Consider the following 17,886-nt stretch of genomic DNA (forward strand, 5'->3'; position numbering starts at 1 on the left):
GGGGGAATCAACATATGGAAGACATGATGGTACACGAGCAATGGATGCGTGCAGCCATGGAGGAAGCGAAAAAGGCGGAGGCTATCGGCGAGGTCCCGATTGGAGCCGTCGTCGTTCGGGACGGGCAGATAATTGGGCGCGGCCACAATCTGCGCGAGACGACGCTCGATTCAACCGCTCATGCGGAGATGATCGCCATCCGGGAAGCAAGCAGCGCCATCGGTGCATGGCGGCTGCTCGATTGCACCTTATACGTCACGCTGGAGCCGTGTCCGATGTGCGCGGGGGCGCTCGTTCAATCCCGCTTGCCGCTTGTCGTATACGGAACGGCCGATCCAAAGGCCGGCTGCGCCGGAACGCTCATGAACCTGCTGCAGGAGCCCCGCTTCAATCATCGGGTCGACATTATCGAAGGCGTGCTGCAGGAGGAGTGCGCGGCGATGCTGACCGCTTTCTTCCGCCGACTTCGGAAGAAGAAATCGTAGCGTCCTTATGGCTTTGTCCTTGCAAGCCTAACGGCCCGCCAGCCCTGTCCAGCAGCCATCCCTCCTTCATCGCTACGATGCAAGGGCATGGTCTGGCAGCCCTGACCGCTATGTAAGTAAGCACTTGCGTTCATAACATTCCGCCGATACAATACAGGTAAGTCGACTAAAAATGGAGGAGGGAACATCCTTGAAACTGCTGACCTTTAAAATCATCCATAGGAAGGAAGTCCGGTTCGGAACGGTGATAGGAAATTATGCCGTGCCCTTCGATGCGCTGCAACGCTTGAACGGAACAGAATGGTCCTTTCTATCTGCGATGGACAGCTATCTCCGAAGCTTGCCGGCCAGTGAGCAGGCTGCTCGGGAACTATATCAATCGGGAAGCGAGCACTTCTCCCGTATCGACCGGGAATCGGTTCACCGCCTCGAGCTGATTCGGATTCTCCCTCCCGTGGCAAAGCCCGCTTCCTTGCTTGATTTCGGTCTTAGCCCCCGTCATCTGCTGAATTCCGGGAAGACGTTGCTGAACCGTGAGTTCCGCTGGCCACTGAAGCCACTGCTGCGGCTGCTGTTGGCTCGGACTTATCGGCGGGAACAGAATCAGTCTGCCTTCCGCTACTACAAAGGGAATCACCAGGAGATCAGCGGCCATGGCGATACGCTCTCATGGCCCCCGTATACATCTTTTCTCGACATCGAGCCGGAACTGGGTATCGTCATCGGGCATACTAGGATCGATTCTACCCGGTCCAAGCCCCTTATCGCGGGCTATCTTATCTTCAATGACGTGTCGGCGCGGGATGTGCAATACGACGATTTTCGCAGCCTGTGCGGCCCCGGCACCAGCAAAGATTTCCACCAAAGCAATGGACTCGGCCCTTTCCTTGTCACCCCCGATGAAGTGGGCGATCCGCTATCTTTAGCCGTTACAGTGCGGATAAGCAACCGATGGATATGGGAGGGCAGCACCTCGGAATATTCAGCTCACCCGCAGGAGGTCGTCGATTATATTGGTTCGATCTTCACGCCGCCCCCTGGCACGATTGTCGGTATGGGCACCATTCCCGGTTGCTGCGGCCTGGATCGCGATCAATGGATACGTCCGGGTGACCGAGTATCGATTACATTCGACAAGCTTGGAACGTTGACCCAGCATGTTCCTTCGGAGCTAAGCAGTCTGCTCCCGTCCAGATGGGGTAGACGCGAAGAGCTGATTCCATTTTATCGGCAATATGATTCGCCAGCCGACACCGGGAGGAATGAAATATGAGCATCAAGCTTCCTGACATAGCCAGCGATACGCCGTCCTGCCGGCTCACTGTGCTGAATGCCGGCTTTTGCCTGGCAAGGCGATCGCATCTGCTGCAAGGAGAGCCGCGGCATCCGGTCCGGATTCCCGCACTCTTCTTTTTGATTCAGCATCCTTCACGCGGCAATATTTTGTTCGACACCGGCTATTCTACCCGATTCCATGCTATTACTTCTCGATTCCCTTATTCCCTGATGAAGAACGTTACTCCGGTCCATATCAAGGAGCAAGACAACGCTGTCTCCCAGTTAAGGAATATCGGATTAGCGCCAGAAGATATCGACATCGTGTTATTGTCTCATCTGCACGCCGATCACGCCGGTGGCGTTCACGACTTTGCGCATGCTTCCATCTATATTGACCGGCGGGAGTGGGAGTTCGGCCAGCGCTCCATGTGGAGGCTGCTTCGGAAAGGCTATCTCAAGCCATTGTATAATCGGATTAATCCGTCTACAATAAATCTATTAGATTTCGGAGCAGGCTGCGGTTCCTATGGACCGTTCGAACATGCCATTGACTTGCTGTCCGATAGCTCGCTTATTCTCGTCCCGCTGCGTGGTCATACTATCGGGCAATACGGCCTCTTATTGAATCGGCCCGATGGGCGAAGATATTTTCTGATGGCCGATTCCGTCTATGTGAGGGCGAATTACCGAACGCTTGCGGCAGGAAGCTGGGCGAGCCGACTCGCCCATTATAATGCCCGTCTATACGAGAGTCTATTTCCGATACTACGGCAGCTCGAAGAGAGCAATCCGGAGATGGTATGCATTCCATCCCATGATTCGGAGGCTTATGAGCAATATGTTGTCAACGGCCCGCAGCCTTTTTAACACCATTGCGCGAGGTGGTATTCCTGGAAACCCGTACGAAAGATACGAAAGAGCGTATCATAGAGGCCGCCATGACATTGTTGAAGGAGAAAGGCTATCGTGGGGCGTCAACGAAGGCGATCGCCAGTGTGGCCGGCGTGAACGAGATTACGCTTTTCCGCCATTTCGGGAACAAGCGGAACATCTTCACTGCCGTTATGGAGAAGTTTTCCTACCTGCCCTCATTTGAAAAAATGTTTAAAGAAGATGTGATGTGGGATTTGCAAGCGGACTTGCGTATGTTCGCCTTGAACTATCTCGACTACTTCCGTAACAATGGAGACATCATCACGATCGCGTATAAGGAACTCGGCATGTTCCCGGAGTTGGATCGGCAAGTGGCTCTCACCCCGGTCAAGCTAACAGGCTTGCTCGTCGACTACTTCGAGACGATGAAGCAGAAAGGCCGCATCCGGGATTGCCCCAGTGAAGCCTATGCAATGATGCTCGTATCGATGAATTTCGGCTTCTTGTATCATCGACTCGTGCACGGAGACATATCGGGAGTCTCCGAGGAAGACTTCATCGAAGACACCATCGCTATCATCGCGGATGGCCTGGTACCTTAACGGGCCAAGGAGCCAGGCCTTCTCCTTCAACTACAAATCCTTCTTCGCGAACCCGAACGCCGAAATCGCATAAGACACGCCATACAGAAGAAGCGATATCCCCACGCTCAGCGCGGAAAGTACGCCAAATGACATCATCCTGTCTCCCATGCTCAGATCTTTCGCCAGGTGGCTCAGAATTCCGGAAGATCCGAACAGGACAATCATCATGAGAACGGTGGCTACCATGCTCGCCTTATCCCCGAGCAACAGATAGACCGGTATATTGACGCTCAGGAGCACGATAATCAACGCGAGCGTCCACGCGATACCGGCTGGTTGAAGATTATATGAACCGCCCACAAGCTTTAATCCTACGGTCAATACAAGTCCAATCACGAGTCCCGCCCCGGCATACAATAGGCCGCTAACATATTTGGCTTTCACTATCTCGGTTCGTTTGACCGGCAAGCTGTAAATAAAGCGGAAACCTTCATTCCTTTTGTCAACTGACAGATTGTTAATAAAAGTGATGGCGGTTCCCATCATGCCGGCAAACACCAGATTGTGAACTATCGAATACGTAAAAAGGGAGAAAATGGCGACAAAGATAAGCAAAAAAGCCAGGGATCGCACTGTAATGATCATTTCCTTCCTAATAAGCAGCATCATGAGAAAATCCCCCCAGACTGAGTGCGTGTCGAATAAAACATAATATCCTCCAGCGAAGGCCGTTCGAAGGCCGCTTCCTCGCCGAACGCTTCCATCGCCTCCGCCCGCTCCCACACAAGGCCCTCGAAGCCGAGCTCGGTCTCCCGAATGCCAATGAACATCCGGCGGACATCATCGTCCAACAACCGCGAATCGCCCTTGACGATCGCGTATGTCTCGAACAACTGGTCCTTCTCCCGATGGAACAGTACCTGACCTTCATGAAGAAAAAGCACATAATCTGCCGCCCGATCCAGATCTGTCGTCACATGGGTAGAGTACAGAATCGTTCGGTCCCCCTGCTCCATCCACTCCAGCAATAGCTCGAGCAGTTCCCTTCGGAATACCGGATCAAGACCGGCCGTCGGCTCATCCATCAGCAGAAGCCGCGGATGATGGGACAAAGCCATCACGATAGAAAATTTCATCTTCATCCCTTTGGAGGCTTGACCTATCTTTTGCTTCCCGGACAGGCCGAAACGCTCCATCAGCCGGTTATACAGCGGCTCATCCCAATTGGGATAGAACGGTGCCATGATGCGCTTCATCTCTTCCATGCGGAGCTGTTGATAGAAATGGCTCTCATCCGAGATAAAGCCGACCTGTCGCTTGATGTCCCGCTCCTGATCCGGCATCGCCATCCCAAGCAGCTTCACTGTGCCTTGCTGGGGCTTGACGATATGAAGGAGCATGCGAAGCAGCGTCGACTTGCCGGCTCCATTGGGCCCGATAAGCCCGGTTATATACCCCTGCTCCACCGTGAAGCTGATATCGTCCATGCGTCGGGTCGGATACTGCTTCTTTATCCCTTGCACTTCAATTGCCTTCATTCCTCTTCCTCCTCATACAGCAAGCGGATATGTTCCATCAGGTCGGCCCAGGATACGTTCAGCGCCTTGGCCTCCTTCACGGCCTCCTCCAGCCTCAATTCCATCTGATGAAGCCGCTGCTCCCGCACCAGCTCCGGATTCTCACCGGATACGAACGATCCCCGCCCTACCATGCTGTCGATGAACCCTTCCCGCTCCAGCTCCTCGTATGCGCGCTTCGTCGTGATGGCGCTAATCTGCAAATCCTTCGCCAATCGACGTATCGAGGGCAGCGGGGTTCCCGGCGGCAAGTCTCCATTGAATATCCCCGTTCGGATCTGCCTCGCAATCTGTGCATAAATCGGCTCGTCCGTCGATGATACGATGCGAATATGAATCATTGGGTATCCACTCACCTTACATATTGTATATAGACATTATATACATTAGTCGAAAAGAAAGTCAACGGCAACTGGTGGTTAATCGCCAGGGCCGACAAGTCCATCTGCCGGACTCCATAAGAAAAACCGGCTCTCGTACATGAGAGCCGGTTCTCTACTCGCTGTGTTATTAGTATCCAGCAAACATTTCCTCTAATTGGTCCATCGTGATGGCATCCGCTGGCTTGCCGATTTTGAATTCAACCGGCTTGTTGATGTTCGTATATTGGTTCGTCAACTTGGCGGCGATTTTCACTTTGTCGCCATCCTCCGTGAATTCCAGATTCACTACGGCACGTTGGTACGTTGGATATTGATCCTTATTGATGGCGGTCAACAAGCTCAGTTCGTTAATCTTCATCGTTTCTTTGATCTCCGCAATGCCCTTCTTCAACTCGTTATCATCCGTAGCGATTTCCTTCTTGGCTTCTTCGATATCCGCCTTCTCCAGCTCGAACAGCTTGAGATACTCATCCTTGTTCAGTGCGTCGAGCGCGGCAGGAAGCGCCTCCTTCACCAAGGTCGTCGCGAATTGATCGAAGTTGTCATTGTTCACGTTGAACTTCACGACTTGATTCACATCGAGACCTTCCGGCAGAGCAGCTTCCTTCTTGTCGACGTTCACGAAGAACGCTTTCTCGTCGAACTTGCCAAGCACGGCCTTCACCAGATCGTTGGACGCATTTTGCATCGTCTTCATGTCTGCTGCCGTAGGCAATGGTTCGCCGGATTCTTCCGCCAACTGCTTCAGGTCGAACTCAATGAACTTGCCAACGATTTCGGTTGGCATCGGAAGCATCGGAATGTTTGGCACTTTAATCCACATTTTGTCTTCCGTCATCACCAGTGGAAGCGTGAATGTCATGGCCATATCGCCCTGGAGCTTCACTTCCAGGTTCGCTTCAAGCTGCAGCGGCTCCTGCTGTACGGCGCCGGAGATTTTCAGCTCCGCGTTCTTCAGCATGCTCATGACCATCTGCGCGTTCGGATCGGTCGCGCTCGCTGCATTAATTTGCAAATCATCCATAATGATGGATGTTTCGAATCCATATGATTTCAATTCAAGCGCCTTTTCAAATGCGCCTTCGACCGCCGCTCTTGGAGCAGCCGTTTTGGCCCCGCACCCCGCGATGATGAGAGCGAAGACGAAGAAGATCGCCAACGCGCCCTTGTACCATCTTTTCATGTTTACGTTCAGCTCCCTATCCCAATAATCATGTCTGGATAACCCAATCCATATTAACCTATACGAATGATTTTGAAAAGAGTTCCAAAGATTTAAAAATCGTGACTTGCAGCACAGACATGCGAAAAATGTCCTATTCCCCTGCTTCCTAGTGAATATCTTTCTTTTTGAAGCGTCCGCCCTTCACGTCATGAATATTGCCGATCGCCAGGAACGCTTGCGGATCCTGCTCCTCGACGATGGATTTCAGCTTCGCTTCCTCCAGCCGGGTGATGACCGTAAAAATGATCTTCTTCTCGTCGCCGGAGAAGCCGCCTTCCCCGTTCATATATGTCACCCCGCGGCCCAGCCGGCTCAGGAGCGCATCGCCAATGGCCTTATAGTTCTCGCTAATAATCCACACCGCTTTGGAATCGTTCAAGCCTTCTACGGTAATATCAATCATTTTGAACGCAATGTAATAGGCAATCAGCGAGTACATCGCCCGATCCCAACCGAATACGAAGCCTGCGCTCGTCAGAATGAAGAGGTTGAAAAACATGACGATTTCGCCGACAGAAAAAGGCGTCTTTTTATTCAGCAAAATGGCCACGATTTCCGTACCGTCCAACGAACCGCCGAAGCGGATGACCAAACCTACGCCGATCCCTAGAATGATTCCTCCGAATACCGCTGCCAGAAATGTATTCTCCGTGAACGGCTGCACAGGATGCAGCAGAGCGGTGCTGAACGACATGACAGCGACGCCAAGCAAGGTCGATAACGCAAACGTTTTTCCGATCTGCTTGTATCCCATGATCAGAAACGGAAGGTTGAGAAGAAAGAGAAATACGCCAAGGGGCACGGATGTGACATGGGACAAAATAATGGATATCCCGGTCACTCCTCCATCGGTAATCTGGTTCGGAACGAGGAATAATTCCAGCCCAACGCCCATCATGATCGAGCCGAGCGCAATGAATATAATTTGGCGCAGCATCTTGGCAAAGCCCATCTTCGTATGCTGGTAAGGAGGCTGCAGCGCCGCCACGGCCGCCGCAGGATCCAATCCCTCAATGGACGCTGCCAACATGGCGTTGCTATTATGTCCTGCGCCGGCTTGCTCATCGCAAGCGGGCTGCGATTGCTCTGCAAATCCGGATTGTTCCTTCAGGGGTTCTGTCATCGCATTCACCTCTCTACTATGTCGTACCTATTATTATATCGGAATAGAGCCTGGTTCGGTTGCGGTTGGTAAAAATTTTTAAAATCTCTTTATTCCTTGGATCAAAAAAAGGCCTCCTCCCGTTGAGGGAAGAAAGCCGTGAAAGCACTGCTTACGAAGGCTGCGATTCGATGATTAGCTCAGCCTTCCGGGTTATTATGGCTTACATGATTGGCGGTCTTGACCTTCTTGGAGCCCGACAGCGGCTCTTGAATGCCTTTGCGGCCTTCCGCCTCATGATGGCGGACCGGCTGCTCCGCGGCGGGAACCGGGATTGACTTCGGCTTGCTCATGGAAAACCACGTTCCTTTCCAACGTATTTAATAGTGCTCCAGATCGGTAGGCTTGTCATGATTCAACGCGTCCTGATGCCTGCGGTCATTGCGATCCTGCTGGAGCTGCTGCGCCTGATGCGAATTGACCGGATCGGCATCGAGATCATCAATCACGTTGCGCAAATTTTTATCCTGATGTCGCTTGTCCATCCTTACCCTCCGTTCACCGTCGTATCGCCATGATGGGTCAGATCATGAAGATGCTGGGCGCACTCATGAATATGTCTCATGTAATCTTGCGCCATTTCCTGCACCGGTTGGGTCCGTTCGTCAATATGGACGCCGTCCCGCTCGACATCGATCAGCTTTAGATCAACCTCCCGCGAGTCGACATAGCTGCAATGGAAATCGAAGGTATAGCTCTGACGTCCGTCGCTGTCGATATGGATGAGAAATGCGTGCGGATTCGCGGCATCCGGCAGAACGGTCGCTTTGTTGCCCGGCTCCAATTTGTTCGTCAACGTTTGCTGCCATGCAGCCACAAGCTGATGCTGATCCACTTGTACGATATCATTGTCATTCATGACCACACCTCCACTATTCCTTTACAGTGTGCGGCGCAGGCACCGATTTTATACCATGGCGGAGGTTTCCCGTACTGCTTCATTGCCGGTATATGCAAAAAACCTTTGCCGTGCCGGCAAAGGCTTCGTTATTATCGCTATAATGGCGGAGAGGGTGGGATTCGAACCCACGTGGGCTTGCACCCTAACGGTTTTCAAGACCGCCCCGTTATGACCGCTTCGGTACCTCTCCATTGACTGCCCGATTCAAGTCGGACAGTCTATATTTTATCATGATTGAATTTCCTGCGCAACTGTATATATTTGGTTATGGAATCAGGCGCTCCAATCCTCCCATATACGGACGCAGCGCTTCCGGTATGATGACGCTGCCGTCTGCCTGCTGATAATTCTCCAATATTGCCGCGACGGTACGGCCGATCGCGAGCCCCGAACCGTTCAGCGTATGAACGAATTCCGGCTTCGACTTCGCATCGCGGCGGAAGCGGATGTTCGCCCGCCGTGCCTGGAAATCTTCGAAGTTCGAGCAGGAGGAGATTTCACGGTAAGTGCCGCTGCTTGGCAGCCATACTTCCAAATCGTACGTCTTCGCCGAGCTGAAGCCCAGGTCGCCCGTGCACAGCGCCATGACGCGGTAAGGCAGCTTAAGCTGCTGCAAAATGCTCTCGGCGTGGCGAGTGAGCGATTCCAGCTCTTCATACGAGTTCTCCGGCTTCACCAGCTTGACCATTTCGACTTTATTGAACTGATGCTGGCGGATCAGTCCGCGCGTATCGCGTCCTGCCGCTCCGGCTTCGGAACGGAAGCAGGCGCTGTATGCCGTATAGTACCGCGGCAGTTCCTCCACGTTCAGAATCTCTTCCCGGTGCAGATTCGTAACCGGCACTTCCGCCGTCGGGATGAGGAAATAGTCCGTCCCCTCCAGCTTGAACAAATCCTCTTCGAACTTCGGAAGCTGTCCCGTCCCAATGAGGCTGTCCCGATTCACGATAAGCGGCGGCATAATCTCTTCATAGCCATGCTGCATCGTATGTACGTCGAGCATGAAGCTGATGAGCGCCCGCTCCAGACGCGCGCCGGCCTTCTTATAGAAGACGAAGCGCGAACCGGTTACCTTGGCGGCCGCTTCAAAATCAAGGATACCCAGGTCCTGGGCAATATCCCAATGGGCCTTCGGCTCGAAGGCGAAGGACGTCGGCTCGCTCCAGCGGCGAACCTCCACATTCTCCTCTTCCTTCAGGCCGACAGGAACGCTATCATGCGGCACGTTCGGGATAGCCAAGGTCATCTCGACGATCTGGGCATCGATGTTCCGGATGTCCTCATCCAATTCCTTAATCCGGTCCCCGACCTCGCGCATTTCGGCGATGAGATCGTCCGCCGATTCGCCCGCTTTCTTCTTCTTCGCCACCTCTTGCGAGACGACATTGCGGCGGTTCTTCAGCTGCTCCGTCTCCTGCAGCATCTCTCTGCGGCGGGCATCAAGCTGCGGGAACTCCGCGATCATATCCTTCGATTTGCCGCGGTGCTCCAACGCCTGCTCTACCCGCTCAAACTCATTTCGCAATACTCTCGTATCTAACACTGCCGATTCCTCCTACGCATGCAGAAAGGGCGATTGCCCCTTCCTCGAAGCAAGGAGCACCGATTCTGCCTCTATGACTGATTCATTCATTAAAAACACCTTAACCTGTCCCTTGAAGGAATCGCAAGTCAAGGTGTTTTTTTCATCGCGTTCTATCTTTAGCCTGCTGCAATTCCGCTCTGTTTAACCATATCGGCAAAATAACGATGAAGATTAACATCGTCCGTCAGCTCCGGGTGGAAGGAACAGGCCAGCAAATGGCCTTGTCTGGCGACGACAATCTCCTCGTTGACTTTGCACAGCACATCTACGCCGGGACCAACTTCCGTTATAAGGGGAGCGCGGATAAATACGGCCCGTACCGGCTCATCTACCCCGATAACGTCCAGGTCGGTCTCGAAGCTCTCGCGCTGCCGTCCGAACGCATTGCGGCGTACGGTGATGTCCATCAACGCCAGATGCGGCTCTTCCGTCCCGTCCTGGCCCATGATGCGCTTCGCGAGCACGATAAGTCCGGCGCATGTGCCGAAGATCGGCTTCCCTTGAGCGGCAAAAGCCCCGATTGCTTCCAGAAAGCCGTATTTGCGCATCAGCTTCCCAATCGTCGTACTCTCCCCGCCAGGAATAATCAATCCGTCCACATCATGCAGCTGTTCGGGATGCTTGATGGCTAACGCGGTGATTCCGATGGATTCCAGGCTACGCATATGCTCTCTGACGGCCCCTTGCAGGGCCAACACCCCGATATTCATTCCTGCTTCCCTTCCTTCTTACCAGCCGCGATCCTGCATGCGCTCGGAAGGCGCCAGCTTGGAGATCTCAATCCCCTTCATCGGCGTGCCCAGATTCTTCGACACTTCCGCGATGAGCGCGAAGTCTTCGAAGTGAGTTGTCGCTTCCACGATAGCGCGCGCGAATTTCTCCGGGCTGTCGGATTTGAAAATGCCGGAGCCTACGAATACGCCGTCTGCGCCCAGATGCATCATCAGAGCCGCGTCAGCCGGCGTAGCGACGCCGCCCGCCGCGAAGTTGACGACCGGCAGCTTGCCGTTCTCATGCACCTCAAGCAGCAGTTCATAGGATACGCCCAGGTTTTTCGCTTCCGCATACAACTCGTCCTTCGACAAGTTTTGTACTTTGCGAATCTGGCTGTTAATCAAGCGCATATGACGCACAGCCTCCACGATGTTCCCCGTTCCCGGTTCACCTTTGGTACGGATCATGGCCGCTCCTTCGCCGATGCGGCGCAGCGCTTCGCCCAGATCCTTCGCTCCGCAGACGAAAGGCACCGTGAACGCTTGCTTGTCGATATGAAACACTTCATCCGCCGGGGTCAATACCTCGGATTCGTCAATATAGTCAACGCCAAGCGATTCCAATACTTTGGCTTCTACGTAATGGCCAATGCGGGCCTTCGCCATAACAGGGATGGAGACAACCTTCATGACTTCCTCTACAATCGTAGGATCCGCCATCCGTGCGACGCCGCCCGCGGCGCGGATGTCCGATGGAACGCGCTCCAGAGCCATAACTGCCGTAGCGCCGGCCGCTTCTGCAATCTTCGCTTGCTCCGCGTTCATGACGTCCATAATGACGCCGCCTTTTTGCATTTCTGCCATACCACGTTTAACACGAGCTGTACCAGTTTCCATTATGCCTGCCTCCCGCCATTTACTATCGTAATGATGCCCGGAGGAACTTCAGCATCCCGTGCTGCAGCCTGTCGGGCGAACCGTAATGGTCTATCCCCCTATTGTACATGATAGAACAGGGAATACACAACCGATTTTGTCGGAATTACCTGGCCGGAACGGCCAAAACCGTCCTTTAGAACAAATTTTTGATGGATTGGAACAAATCTACGAAAAATTCCCCGATGGCCCGGAAAAATAAGCGCCACCAGCTGCCTTTTTCCACTTCTTCGGAAGCAATCAGATTTACGGTCTTCTTCTGTTCCAAGCCGTTGTCTTTGTACGTAAACGTAATCGTCCCGATCTTCTGCCCGTTCTTGATTGGGGCAATCAACTCGTTGGCCGGGGTGAGCTTCACTTCATGCGTAATTTTGCCTTCCGTGCTGGCGCCCTTAGGTACGACAAAATTGACTCCGGTCTCAGGCACAACAGGCACCTCGGTCGAGACGCCTTTCTTAATCGGGGCCGCCGCGACGCCGTCCACCGCCTGCTTCGGAGCCACGACGTTCTGGACACCATAGTTGTTGAACCCGTGGTCAAGCAGCTTGGCGGTTTCTACGAACCGTTTTCCTTTATCGTTAATATCCGTGCCCATGACGACCGAGATAAGACGCATGCCATCCCGTTCCGCCGTGCCAGCGAAGCAGTTGCCCGCTTCGTTCGTGAAGCCCGTCTTCATCCCGTCCAGGCCCGGATACGCGTACCGCTTGAAGTTCGGAATATCTTTGTTCGCTTCCAGCATCCAGTTCAGGTTTTGAATCGGCGTCTCGTCACGCTCGCGGAACTTATATTCCTGGATCGTCGTGAAGTCCCGGAATTCCGGATGCTTGATGACAATGGCGCGCACGAGCTTCGCCACGTCCATGGCCGACATGACGGTCTCATCCGTGCCTTCCGGCCGGAACTTCTCCGGCATATCCTCCCGGCCCAATCCGGTTGAATTGATGAAGTGAGCCGTCGTCATGCCCAGCTTCTTCGCGGTCTCGTTCATCAGGTTGACGAACTCTTTCTCGGTTCCCGCGATCCGCTCCGCAAGCGCTACCGTCGCATCGTTCGCCGATCCGATCGCCATCGCGATATAGAGATCGCGAACCGTATGCTTATCCCCTTCCGCGAGGAAGATGCGCGAGCCCCGCGTCAGAGAAGCATGCTCGGACGTCGTGACCTCTTCATCCCACGACAACTCCCCGTTCTTCACCTTATCCATGACGATGTACTCCGTCATCATCTTGGTCATGCTGGCCGGAGGCTTCGGGGTATTCGAATCAATATTTACAAGCACTTGTCCCGTGCTGGCTTCCATGAGAATAGCCGATGTTACTTCCAATTTGAGCGACTCCTTGGTCGCCTTCACCGCAGACGCAGACCCGCCCTTATTCGCTGCGGCTTCCCCTTTCTCTGCCGTCTGGGCAGCAGCCTCGGCAGCAACCATGCCGGCCGAAGGAAGCAGCGTGAAGGTAAGTATCTGGCAAGCTGTTGCAATAGCGATGATACGCTTCCACTTGCCTTTTCTTGTCGCGTCTTGTTGTTTCAACACTATCGTCATCTCCTCTCCCAATGAATCCATATGTTATTCTATCACAGCGGGACAGACAAAAAAAAGGCAAGGGTGGAGCCCCCTGCCTTCTTTTGTCGATAAAACGGGATATTAATATTTTACAAGGAATAATTTGGCGCTTCCTTCGTAATTTGCACATCATGCGGATGGCTTTCACGAAGACCCGCACCCGATATTTTGACGAATTGCGTATCGTTCTGCAGCTCTGTCAGGTTATGCGTGCCGCAGTAACCCATGCCGGCCTTCAAGCCGCCGATCAACTGATGAATGGTATCCGCCAGCGGTCCTTTGTATGCGACGCGGCCTTCGATGCCTTCCGGCACGAGCTTCTTCTCGTTGCTGCTGTCTTGGAAATAACGGTCCTTGCTGCCTCGCTTCATCGCGCCCAGGGAGCCCATGCCGCGGTATACCTTGAAGCGGCGGCCCTGGTAAATCTCCGATTCGCCCGGGCTCTCTTCCGTGCCGGCCAGGAGGCTTCCCAGCATGACGGCCGATGCCCCTGCCGCGATCGCCTTCGTAATGTCGCCGGAGTACTTGATGCCGCCGTCGGCAATCACCGGTATGCCATACTCGCGGGCGACCGTGGCGCAGTCATAGACCGCGGTAATCTGCGGAACGCCGATACCGGCGATAACGCGGGTCGTACAGATGGAGCCCGGCCCGATGCCGACCTTGACCACCGAAGCGCCTGCTTCGATCAGGTCGCGCGTCGCTTCGCCGGTAGCCACGTTGCCCGCGACAATCGTCAGGTCCGGATACAGCTCGCGCAGCTTCCGCACCGCTTCAATAATATTGATGTGGTGGCCATGCGCCGAGTCGACGACGATGACGTCCACGCCCGCTTGCACCAGCGCGGCCGCCCGATCGAACGTATCCTGCGAGATGCCGATGGCGGCGCCGCAGAGCAGTCGTCCTTGCTCATCCTTGGCTGCTTGCGGGTATTGGATTGCTTTCTCGATATCTTTTATCGTAATGAGGCCTTTGAGCGTGTTCGTCTCGTCCACCAGAGGCAGCTTCTCGATCTTGTGCTGCTGCAGAATGATTTCCGCTTCTTGAAGGGTTGTGCCGACGGGTGCGGTTACCAGATTCTCATGAGTCATGACTTCTTTGATTTTAATATTGTAGTCATGGACGAAGCGCAGGTCACGGTTGGTCAAAATCCCGACCAGCTTATGCTGCTCGTCTACGATCGGAACGCCGCTGATCCGGTATTTCGCCATCAACTGGTCCGCTTCTTCTACCGTATGCTCGGGAGAAAGCGAGAACGGATTCGTAATAACTCCGCTCTCGGAGCGCTTCACGCGGTCAACCTCTTCGGCTTGGCGTTCGATCGACATATTCTTATGGATAATGCCGATTCCGCCTTCACGCGCAATCGCGATCGCGAGCGGCGCTTCCGTTACGGTATCCATCCCCGCGCTTATCATTGGAATATTCAGCTTAACTTTGCTGCTCAACTGCGTAGATACATCTGTTTCCCGTGGCAATACATTCGATTTGCGAGGCACCAACAGCACATCGTCAAACGTTAACCCTTCTTTTGCAAACTTAGACTCCCACACCAGTAAGTTCCTCCCTTAATGTTAAGTTGCACTCAGCGGACAAACCCTTGTCATGACGGGCTTGTCCGCTGATTAAAGACTCTCTCTCAATATATTAATTGCAATCTTAGCAAAGCGCTTTACCCCTGTCAAGGATAGGTTGCAGGAATCTGCACTTTGTTTTCAATTATTTTCATTAATCTTACAGACAGATGATTGTCCACTCCACAAATACATTCGACAAAAGGTTGAAACGAGCGACCAAGCGCCCGATATGATAACCTGTGACATAAGGTGACCCTTCCCAGCCGATTCTATGCGCCGGAGCGCATTTGGATGCGGCCGGATGGCTTTTTCCGGGGATTGGTTATCGGAAATAGCAGCCGGTAGGGTATGTCGCGTTCAGCGGCAGCTCTGGCATTCACCTGCGGAGTACGTCGTTCAGTCGCAGCCTCTGGTATGCGCCTGCGACGCATGTCAATTTATCACGGCGTTATTTGGCGTTATCGCGTACATGTGGAATTGCGCAAACATGATGCAAAAGTGCAAAATTTCTCTGGACACGCCTTTTCCGGAAACGAAATCCTGCAAAAGTGCAGGATTTCGGGATGCACGACTTCACCAAAAAGGGGATCCTGCAAAAGTGCAGGATTTTGCTCCTTTTTGCTTCAAGTGGGTGCAAATGCGAGCAAAATGATGTAGATTTGCAGGAATTCCTCTCCATAGCCGCTCGAGAAGCGGAAAATGCTGTAGAATTGCAGCAATCCCCTTGCACGCTTCACGACAGGAGGCCACAACCCCAGGGGCTACGTCCCAGGAAGCAACGGCGCCTCCTTGATTCGATAATGCCTTTGGATACGATGACGCTTCCAGAATGCGATGATACCTCTAGGATTCAATGACGCCTCCAGAATGCGATGATACCTCTAGGATTCAATGACGCCTCCAGAATGCGATGATACCTCTAGGATTCGACGACGCCTCCAGAATCCGATATGCGAAGATGTCTCTTAGATACGATTCCCCCTCCAGGATGCAATGCCATGTCCGGTTCCCCGCGCTCCCTGCATTCTTCCGAACATAGAAAAAAACCACCGACAGAAGTCAGTGGTCTTTGTCTGCTTGGCAGCGTCCTACTCTCCCAGGACCCTGCGGTCCAAGTACCATCGGCGCTGGAGGGCTTAACGGTCGTGTTCGGGATGGGTACGCGTGGAACCCCTCCGCTATCGCCACCAAACAGATAAGGTATTGTACCTTAAAAACTGAATGCGAAAGTAAAATCATCAAACCATCCGGGGTCCCCGAAAAGTAATCGGTGTTGCTGCAACGCTTCACGTCACTTTTTGGGGTGAATTTAGGATAAGCCCTCGACCGATTAGTATTGGTCAGCTCCATGCATTGCTGCACTTCCACCTCCAACCTATCTACCTCGTCGTCTTCAAGGGGTCTTACCAATGTGGGAAATCTCATCTTGAGGGGGGCTTCACGCTTAGATGCTTTCAGCGCTTATCCCTTCCGTACTTGGCTACCCAGCTATGCCTCTGGCGAAACAACTGGTACACCAGCGGTACGTCCATCCCGGTCCTCTCGTACTAAGGACAGCTCCTCTCAAATTTCCTACGCCCGCGACAGATAGGGACCGAACTGTCTCACGACGTTCTGAACCCAGCTCGCGTACCGCTTTAATGGGCGAACAGCCCAACCCTTGGGACCTACTTCAGCCCCAGGATGCGATGAGCCGACATCGAGGTGCCAAACCTCCCCGTCGATGTGGACTCTTGGGGGAGATAAGCCTGTTATCCCCAGGGTAGCTTTTATCCGTTGAGCGATGGCCCTTCCATGCGGTACCACCGGATCACTAAGCCCGACTTTCGTCCCTGCTCGACTTGTAGGTCTCGCAGTCAAGCTCCCTTCTGCCTTTGCACTCTTCGAATGATTTCCAACCATTCTGAGGGAACCTTGGGGCGCCTCCGTTACTCTTTAGGAGGCGACCGCCCCAGTCAAACTGCCCGCCTGACACTGTCCCCGAACCGGTTTCACGGTCCCTGGTTAGAACTCCGATACGATCAGGGTGGTATCCCAACGGCGCCTCCACCGAAGCTGGCGCTCCGGCTTCCCAGGCTCCCACCTATCCTGTACAGACCGTACCAAAGTCCAATATCAAGCTGCAGTAAAGCTCCATGGGGTCTTTCCGTCTTGTCGCGGGTAACCTGCATCTTCACAGGTATTAAAATTTCACCGGATCTCTCGTTGAGACAGCGCCCAAGTCGTTACGCCATTCGTGCGGGTCAGAATTTACCTGACAAGGAATTTCGCTACCTTAGGACCGTTATAGTTACGGCCGCCGTTTACTGGGGCTTCGGTTCATAGCTTCGCCTTACGGCTAACCACTCCCCTTAACCTTCCAGCACCGGGCAGGCGTCAGCCCGTATACTTCGCCTTACGGCTTCGCACAGACCTGTGTTTTTGCTAAACAGTCGCTCGGGCCTATTCACTGCGGCCCCCTCGGGCTATTCACCCTACCGGGGCACCCCTTCTCCCAAAGTTACGGGGTCATTTTGCCGAGTTCCTTAACGAGAGTTCTTCCGCGCGCCTTAGAATTCTCTTCTCGCCTACCTGTGTCGGTTTGCGGTACGGGCACCTTTACCTGGCTAGAGGCTTTTCTTGGCAGCATGAAATCAAGACCTTCGGTACTGTAATTTTCCCTCCCCGTCACAGCCCAGCCTTACGGTCAGCGGATTTGCCTACTGACCAGCCTCACTGCTTGGACGAGCATCCATCTGCTCGCGTCCCTATCCTTCTGCGTCCCCCCATTGCTCATAACGGCTACGGTGGTACAGGAATTTCAACCTGTTGTCCTTCGACTACGCCTTTCGGCCTCGCCTTAGGTCCCGACTTACCCTGGGCGGACGAGCCTTCCCCAGGAACCCTTAGGCTTTCGGCGGACTGGATTCTCACCAGTCTTTTCGTTACTCATACCGGCATTCTCACTTGTGTACAGTCCAGCAGTCCTTCCGGTCTGCCTTCCACCCGGTACACAACGCTCCCCTACCACTGCATCGACTTCACTCCAGCTTCGAAGTAT

17 protein-coding genes, 1 tRNA gene and 2 rRNA genes are annotated in these 17,886 nt (G+C 53.6%); 4 read left to right on the plus strand and 16 right to left on the minus strand.

All coding sequences use genetic code 11. The annotated features are described in order from the left end of the window. The first annotated feature begins 14 nt into the window (after window positions 1-14). The 4 genes from tadA to ABD76_RS23355 all read left to right on the plus strand — a co-directional run bounded on the left by tadA (window position 15) and on the right by ABD76_RS23355 (window position 3,238). Window positions 15-485 carry a tRNA adenosine(34) deaminase TadA gene (tadA, locus tag ABD76_RS23340; RefSeq protein ID WP_197259433.1) on the plus strand — a complete coding sequence of 157 codons (471 nt, stop codon included), beginning with the start codon at window positions 15-17 and terminating at the stop codon, window positions 483-485. 190 nt (window positions 486-675) lie between these two features. Continuing rightward, complete coding sequence (locus tag ABD76_RS23345) at window positions 676-1,758, plus strand: fumarylacetoacetate hydrolase family protein (RefSeq protein WP_242069755.1); 1,083 nt, start codon at window positions 676-678, stop codon at window positions 1,756-1,758. Continuing rightward, on the plus strand, window positions 1,755-2,630 hold the full coding sequence (locus ABD76_RS23350) for an MBL fold metallo-hydrolase (protein ID WP_197259435.1): 876 nt from the start codon (window positions 1,755-1,757) through the stop codon (window positions 2,628-2,630). Before ABD76_RS23345 ends, ABD76_RS23350 begins: the two co-directional genes overlap by 4 nt. A 14-nt stretch (window positions 2,631-2,644) precedes the next feature. After that, a complete protein-coding gene (locus ABD76_RS23355) occupies window positions 2,645-3,238 on the plus strand; it encodes a TetR/AcrR family transcriptional regulator (RefSeq protein ID WP_338125186.1) in 594 nt (197 codons plus the stop codon). A 30-nt stretch (window positions 3,239-3,268) separates the two neighbouring features. Here ABD76_RS23355 and ABD76_RS23360 read toward each other — a convergent pair whose 3' ends face one another. The 16 genes from ABD76_RS23360 to ABD76_RS23435 form a co-directional block, all read right to left on the minus strand. Further along, a complete protein-coding gene (locus ABD76_RS23360) occupies window positions 3,269-3,889 on the minus strand; it encodes an ABC-2 transporter permease (RefSeq protein WP_197259437.1) in 621 nt (206 codons plus the stop codon). After that, complete coding sequence (locus tag ABD76_RS23365) at window positions 3,886-4,758, minus strand: ABC transporter ATP-binding protein (protein ID WP_197259438.1); 873 nt, start codon at window positions 4,756-4,758, stop codon at window positions 3,886-3,888. The genes ABD76_RS23360 and ABD76_RS23365 overlap by 4 nt, the downstream gene beginning before the upstream one ends. Then, window positions 4,755-5,138, minus strand: coding sequence for a GntR family transcriptional regulator (locus ABD76_RS23370; RefSeq protein WP_197259439.1), 384 nt, complete (start codon window positions 5,136-5,138; stop codon window positions 4,755-4,757). The genes ABD76_RS23365 and ABD76_RS23370 overlap by 4 nt, the downstream gene beginning before the upstream one ends. A gap of 169 nt (window positions 5,139-5,307) precedes the next feature. Next, window positions 5,308-6,363 carry a DUF6612 family protein gene (locus ABD76_RS23375; RefSeq protein WP_197259440.1) on the minus strand — a complete coding sequence of 352 codons (1,056 nt, stop codon included), beginning with the start codon at window positions 6,361-6,363 and terminating at the stop codon, window positions 5,308-5,310. Between the two features lie 148 nt (window positions 6,364-6,511). Beyond that, window positions 6,512-7,342: a YitT family protein gene (locus ABD76_RS23380; protein ID WP_374043249.1), complete on the minus strand. Its 831-nt coding sequence runs from the start codon at window positions 7,340-7,342 to the stop codon at window positions 6,512-6,514. A gap of 365 nt (window positions 7,343-7,707) precedes the next feature. After that, a complete protein-coding gene (locus tag ABD76_RS23385) occupies window positions 7,708-7,860 on the minus strand; it encodes a small acid-soluble spore protein P (RefSeq protein WP_042227419.1) in 153 nt (50 codons plus the stop codon). A 27-nt stretch (window positions 7,861-7,887) separates the two neighbouring features. Further along, window positions 7,888-8,052: a hypothetical protein gene (locus ABD76_RS23390; protein WP_197259441.1), complete on the minus strand. Its 165-nt coding sequence runs from the start codon at window positions 8,050-8,052 to the stop codon at window positions 7,888-7,890. A 2-nt stretch (window positions 8,053-8,054) separates the two neighbouring features. Continuing rightward, a complete protein-coding gene (locus ABD76_RS23395; protein ID WP_168179902.1) occupies window positions 8,055-8,426 on the minus strand; it encodes a hypothetical protein in 372 nt (123 codons plus the stop codon). 143 nt (window positions 8,427-8,569) lie between these two features. Continuing rightward, window positions 8,570-8,658, minus strand: a tRNA-Ser gene (locus ABD76_RS23400). A gap of 75 nt (window positions 8,659-8,733) precedes the next feature. Beyond that, window positions 8,734-10,011, minus strand: coding sequence for a serine--tRNA ligase (gene serS / locus ABD76_RS23405; RefSeq protein WP_197259442.1), 1,278 nt, complete (start codon window positions 10,009-10,011; stop codon window positions 8,734-8,736). Between the two features lie 158 nt (window positions 10,012-10,169). Continuing rightward, window positions 10,170-10,763: a pyridoxal 5'-phosphate synthase glutaminase subunit PdxT gene (gene pdxT / locus ABD76_RS23410; RefSeq protein WP_197259443.1), complete on the minus strand. Its 594-nt coding sequence runs from the start codon at window positions 10,761-10,763 to the stop codon at window positions 10,170-10,172. Window positions 10,764-10,781: 18 nt separating this feature from the next. Beyond that, a complete protein-coding gene (gene pdxS, locus ABD76_RS23415; RefSeq protein WP_213428595.1) occupies window positions 10,782-11,666 on the minus strand; it encodes a pyridoxal 5'-phosphate synthase lyase subunit PdxS in 885 nt (294 codons plus the stop codon). Between the two features lie 172 nt (window positions 11,667-11,838). Then, window positions 11,839-13,248, minus strand: a complete 1,410-nt coding sequence (locus ABD76_RS23420; RefSeq protein WP_242069756.1) for a D-alanyl-D-alanine carboxypeptidase family protein — start codon at window positions 13,246-13,248, stop codon at window positions 11,839-11,841. Window positions 13,249-13,358: 110 nt separating this feature from the next. Continuing rightward, on the minus strand, window positions 13,359-14,822 hold the full coding sequence (gene guaB / locus ABD76_RS23425) for an IMP dehydrogenase (RefSeq protein WP_197259445.1): 1,464 nt from the start codon (window positions 14,820-14,822) through the stop codon (window positions 13,359-13,361). A 1,099-nt stretch (window positions 14,823-15,921) separates the two neighbouring features. Further along, window positions 15,922-16,038: ribosomal RNA gene (gene rrf, locus ABD76_RS23430) — 5S ribosomal RNA — on the minus strand. A 118-nt stretch (window positions 16,039-16,156) separates the two neighbouring features. Further along, window positions 16,157-17,886, minus strand: a 23S ribosomal RNA gene (locus ABD76_RS23435); the annotation flags it as partial.

Source organism: Paenibacillus dendritiformis (assembly GCF_015845845.1).
Lineage (GTDB): Bacteria > Bacillota > Bacilli > Paenibacillales > Paenibacillaceae > Paenibacillus_B > Paenibacillus_B dendritiformis_C.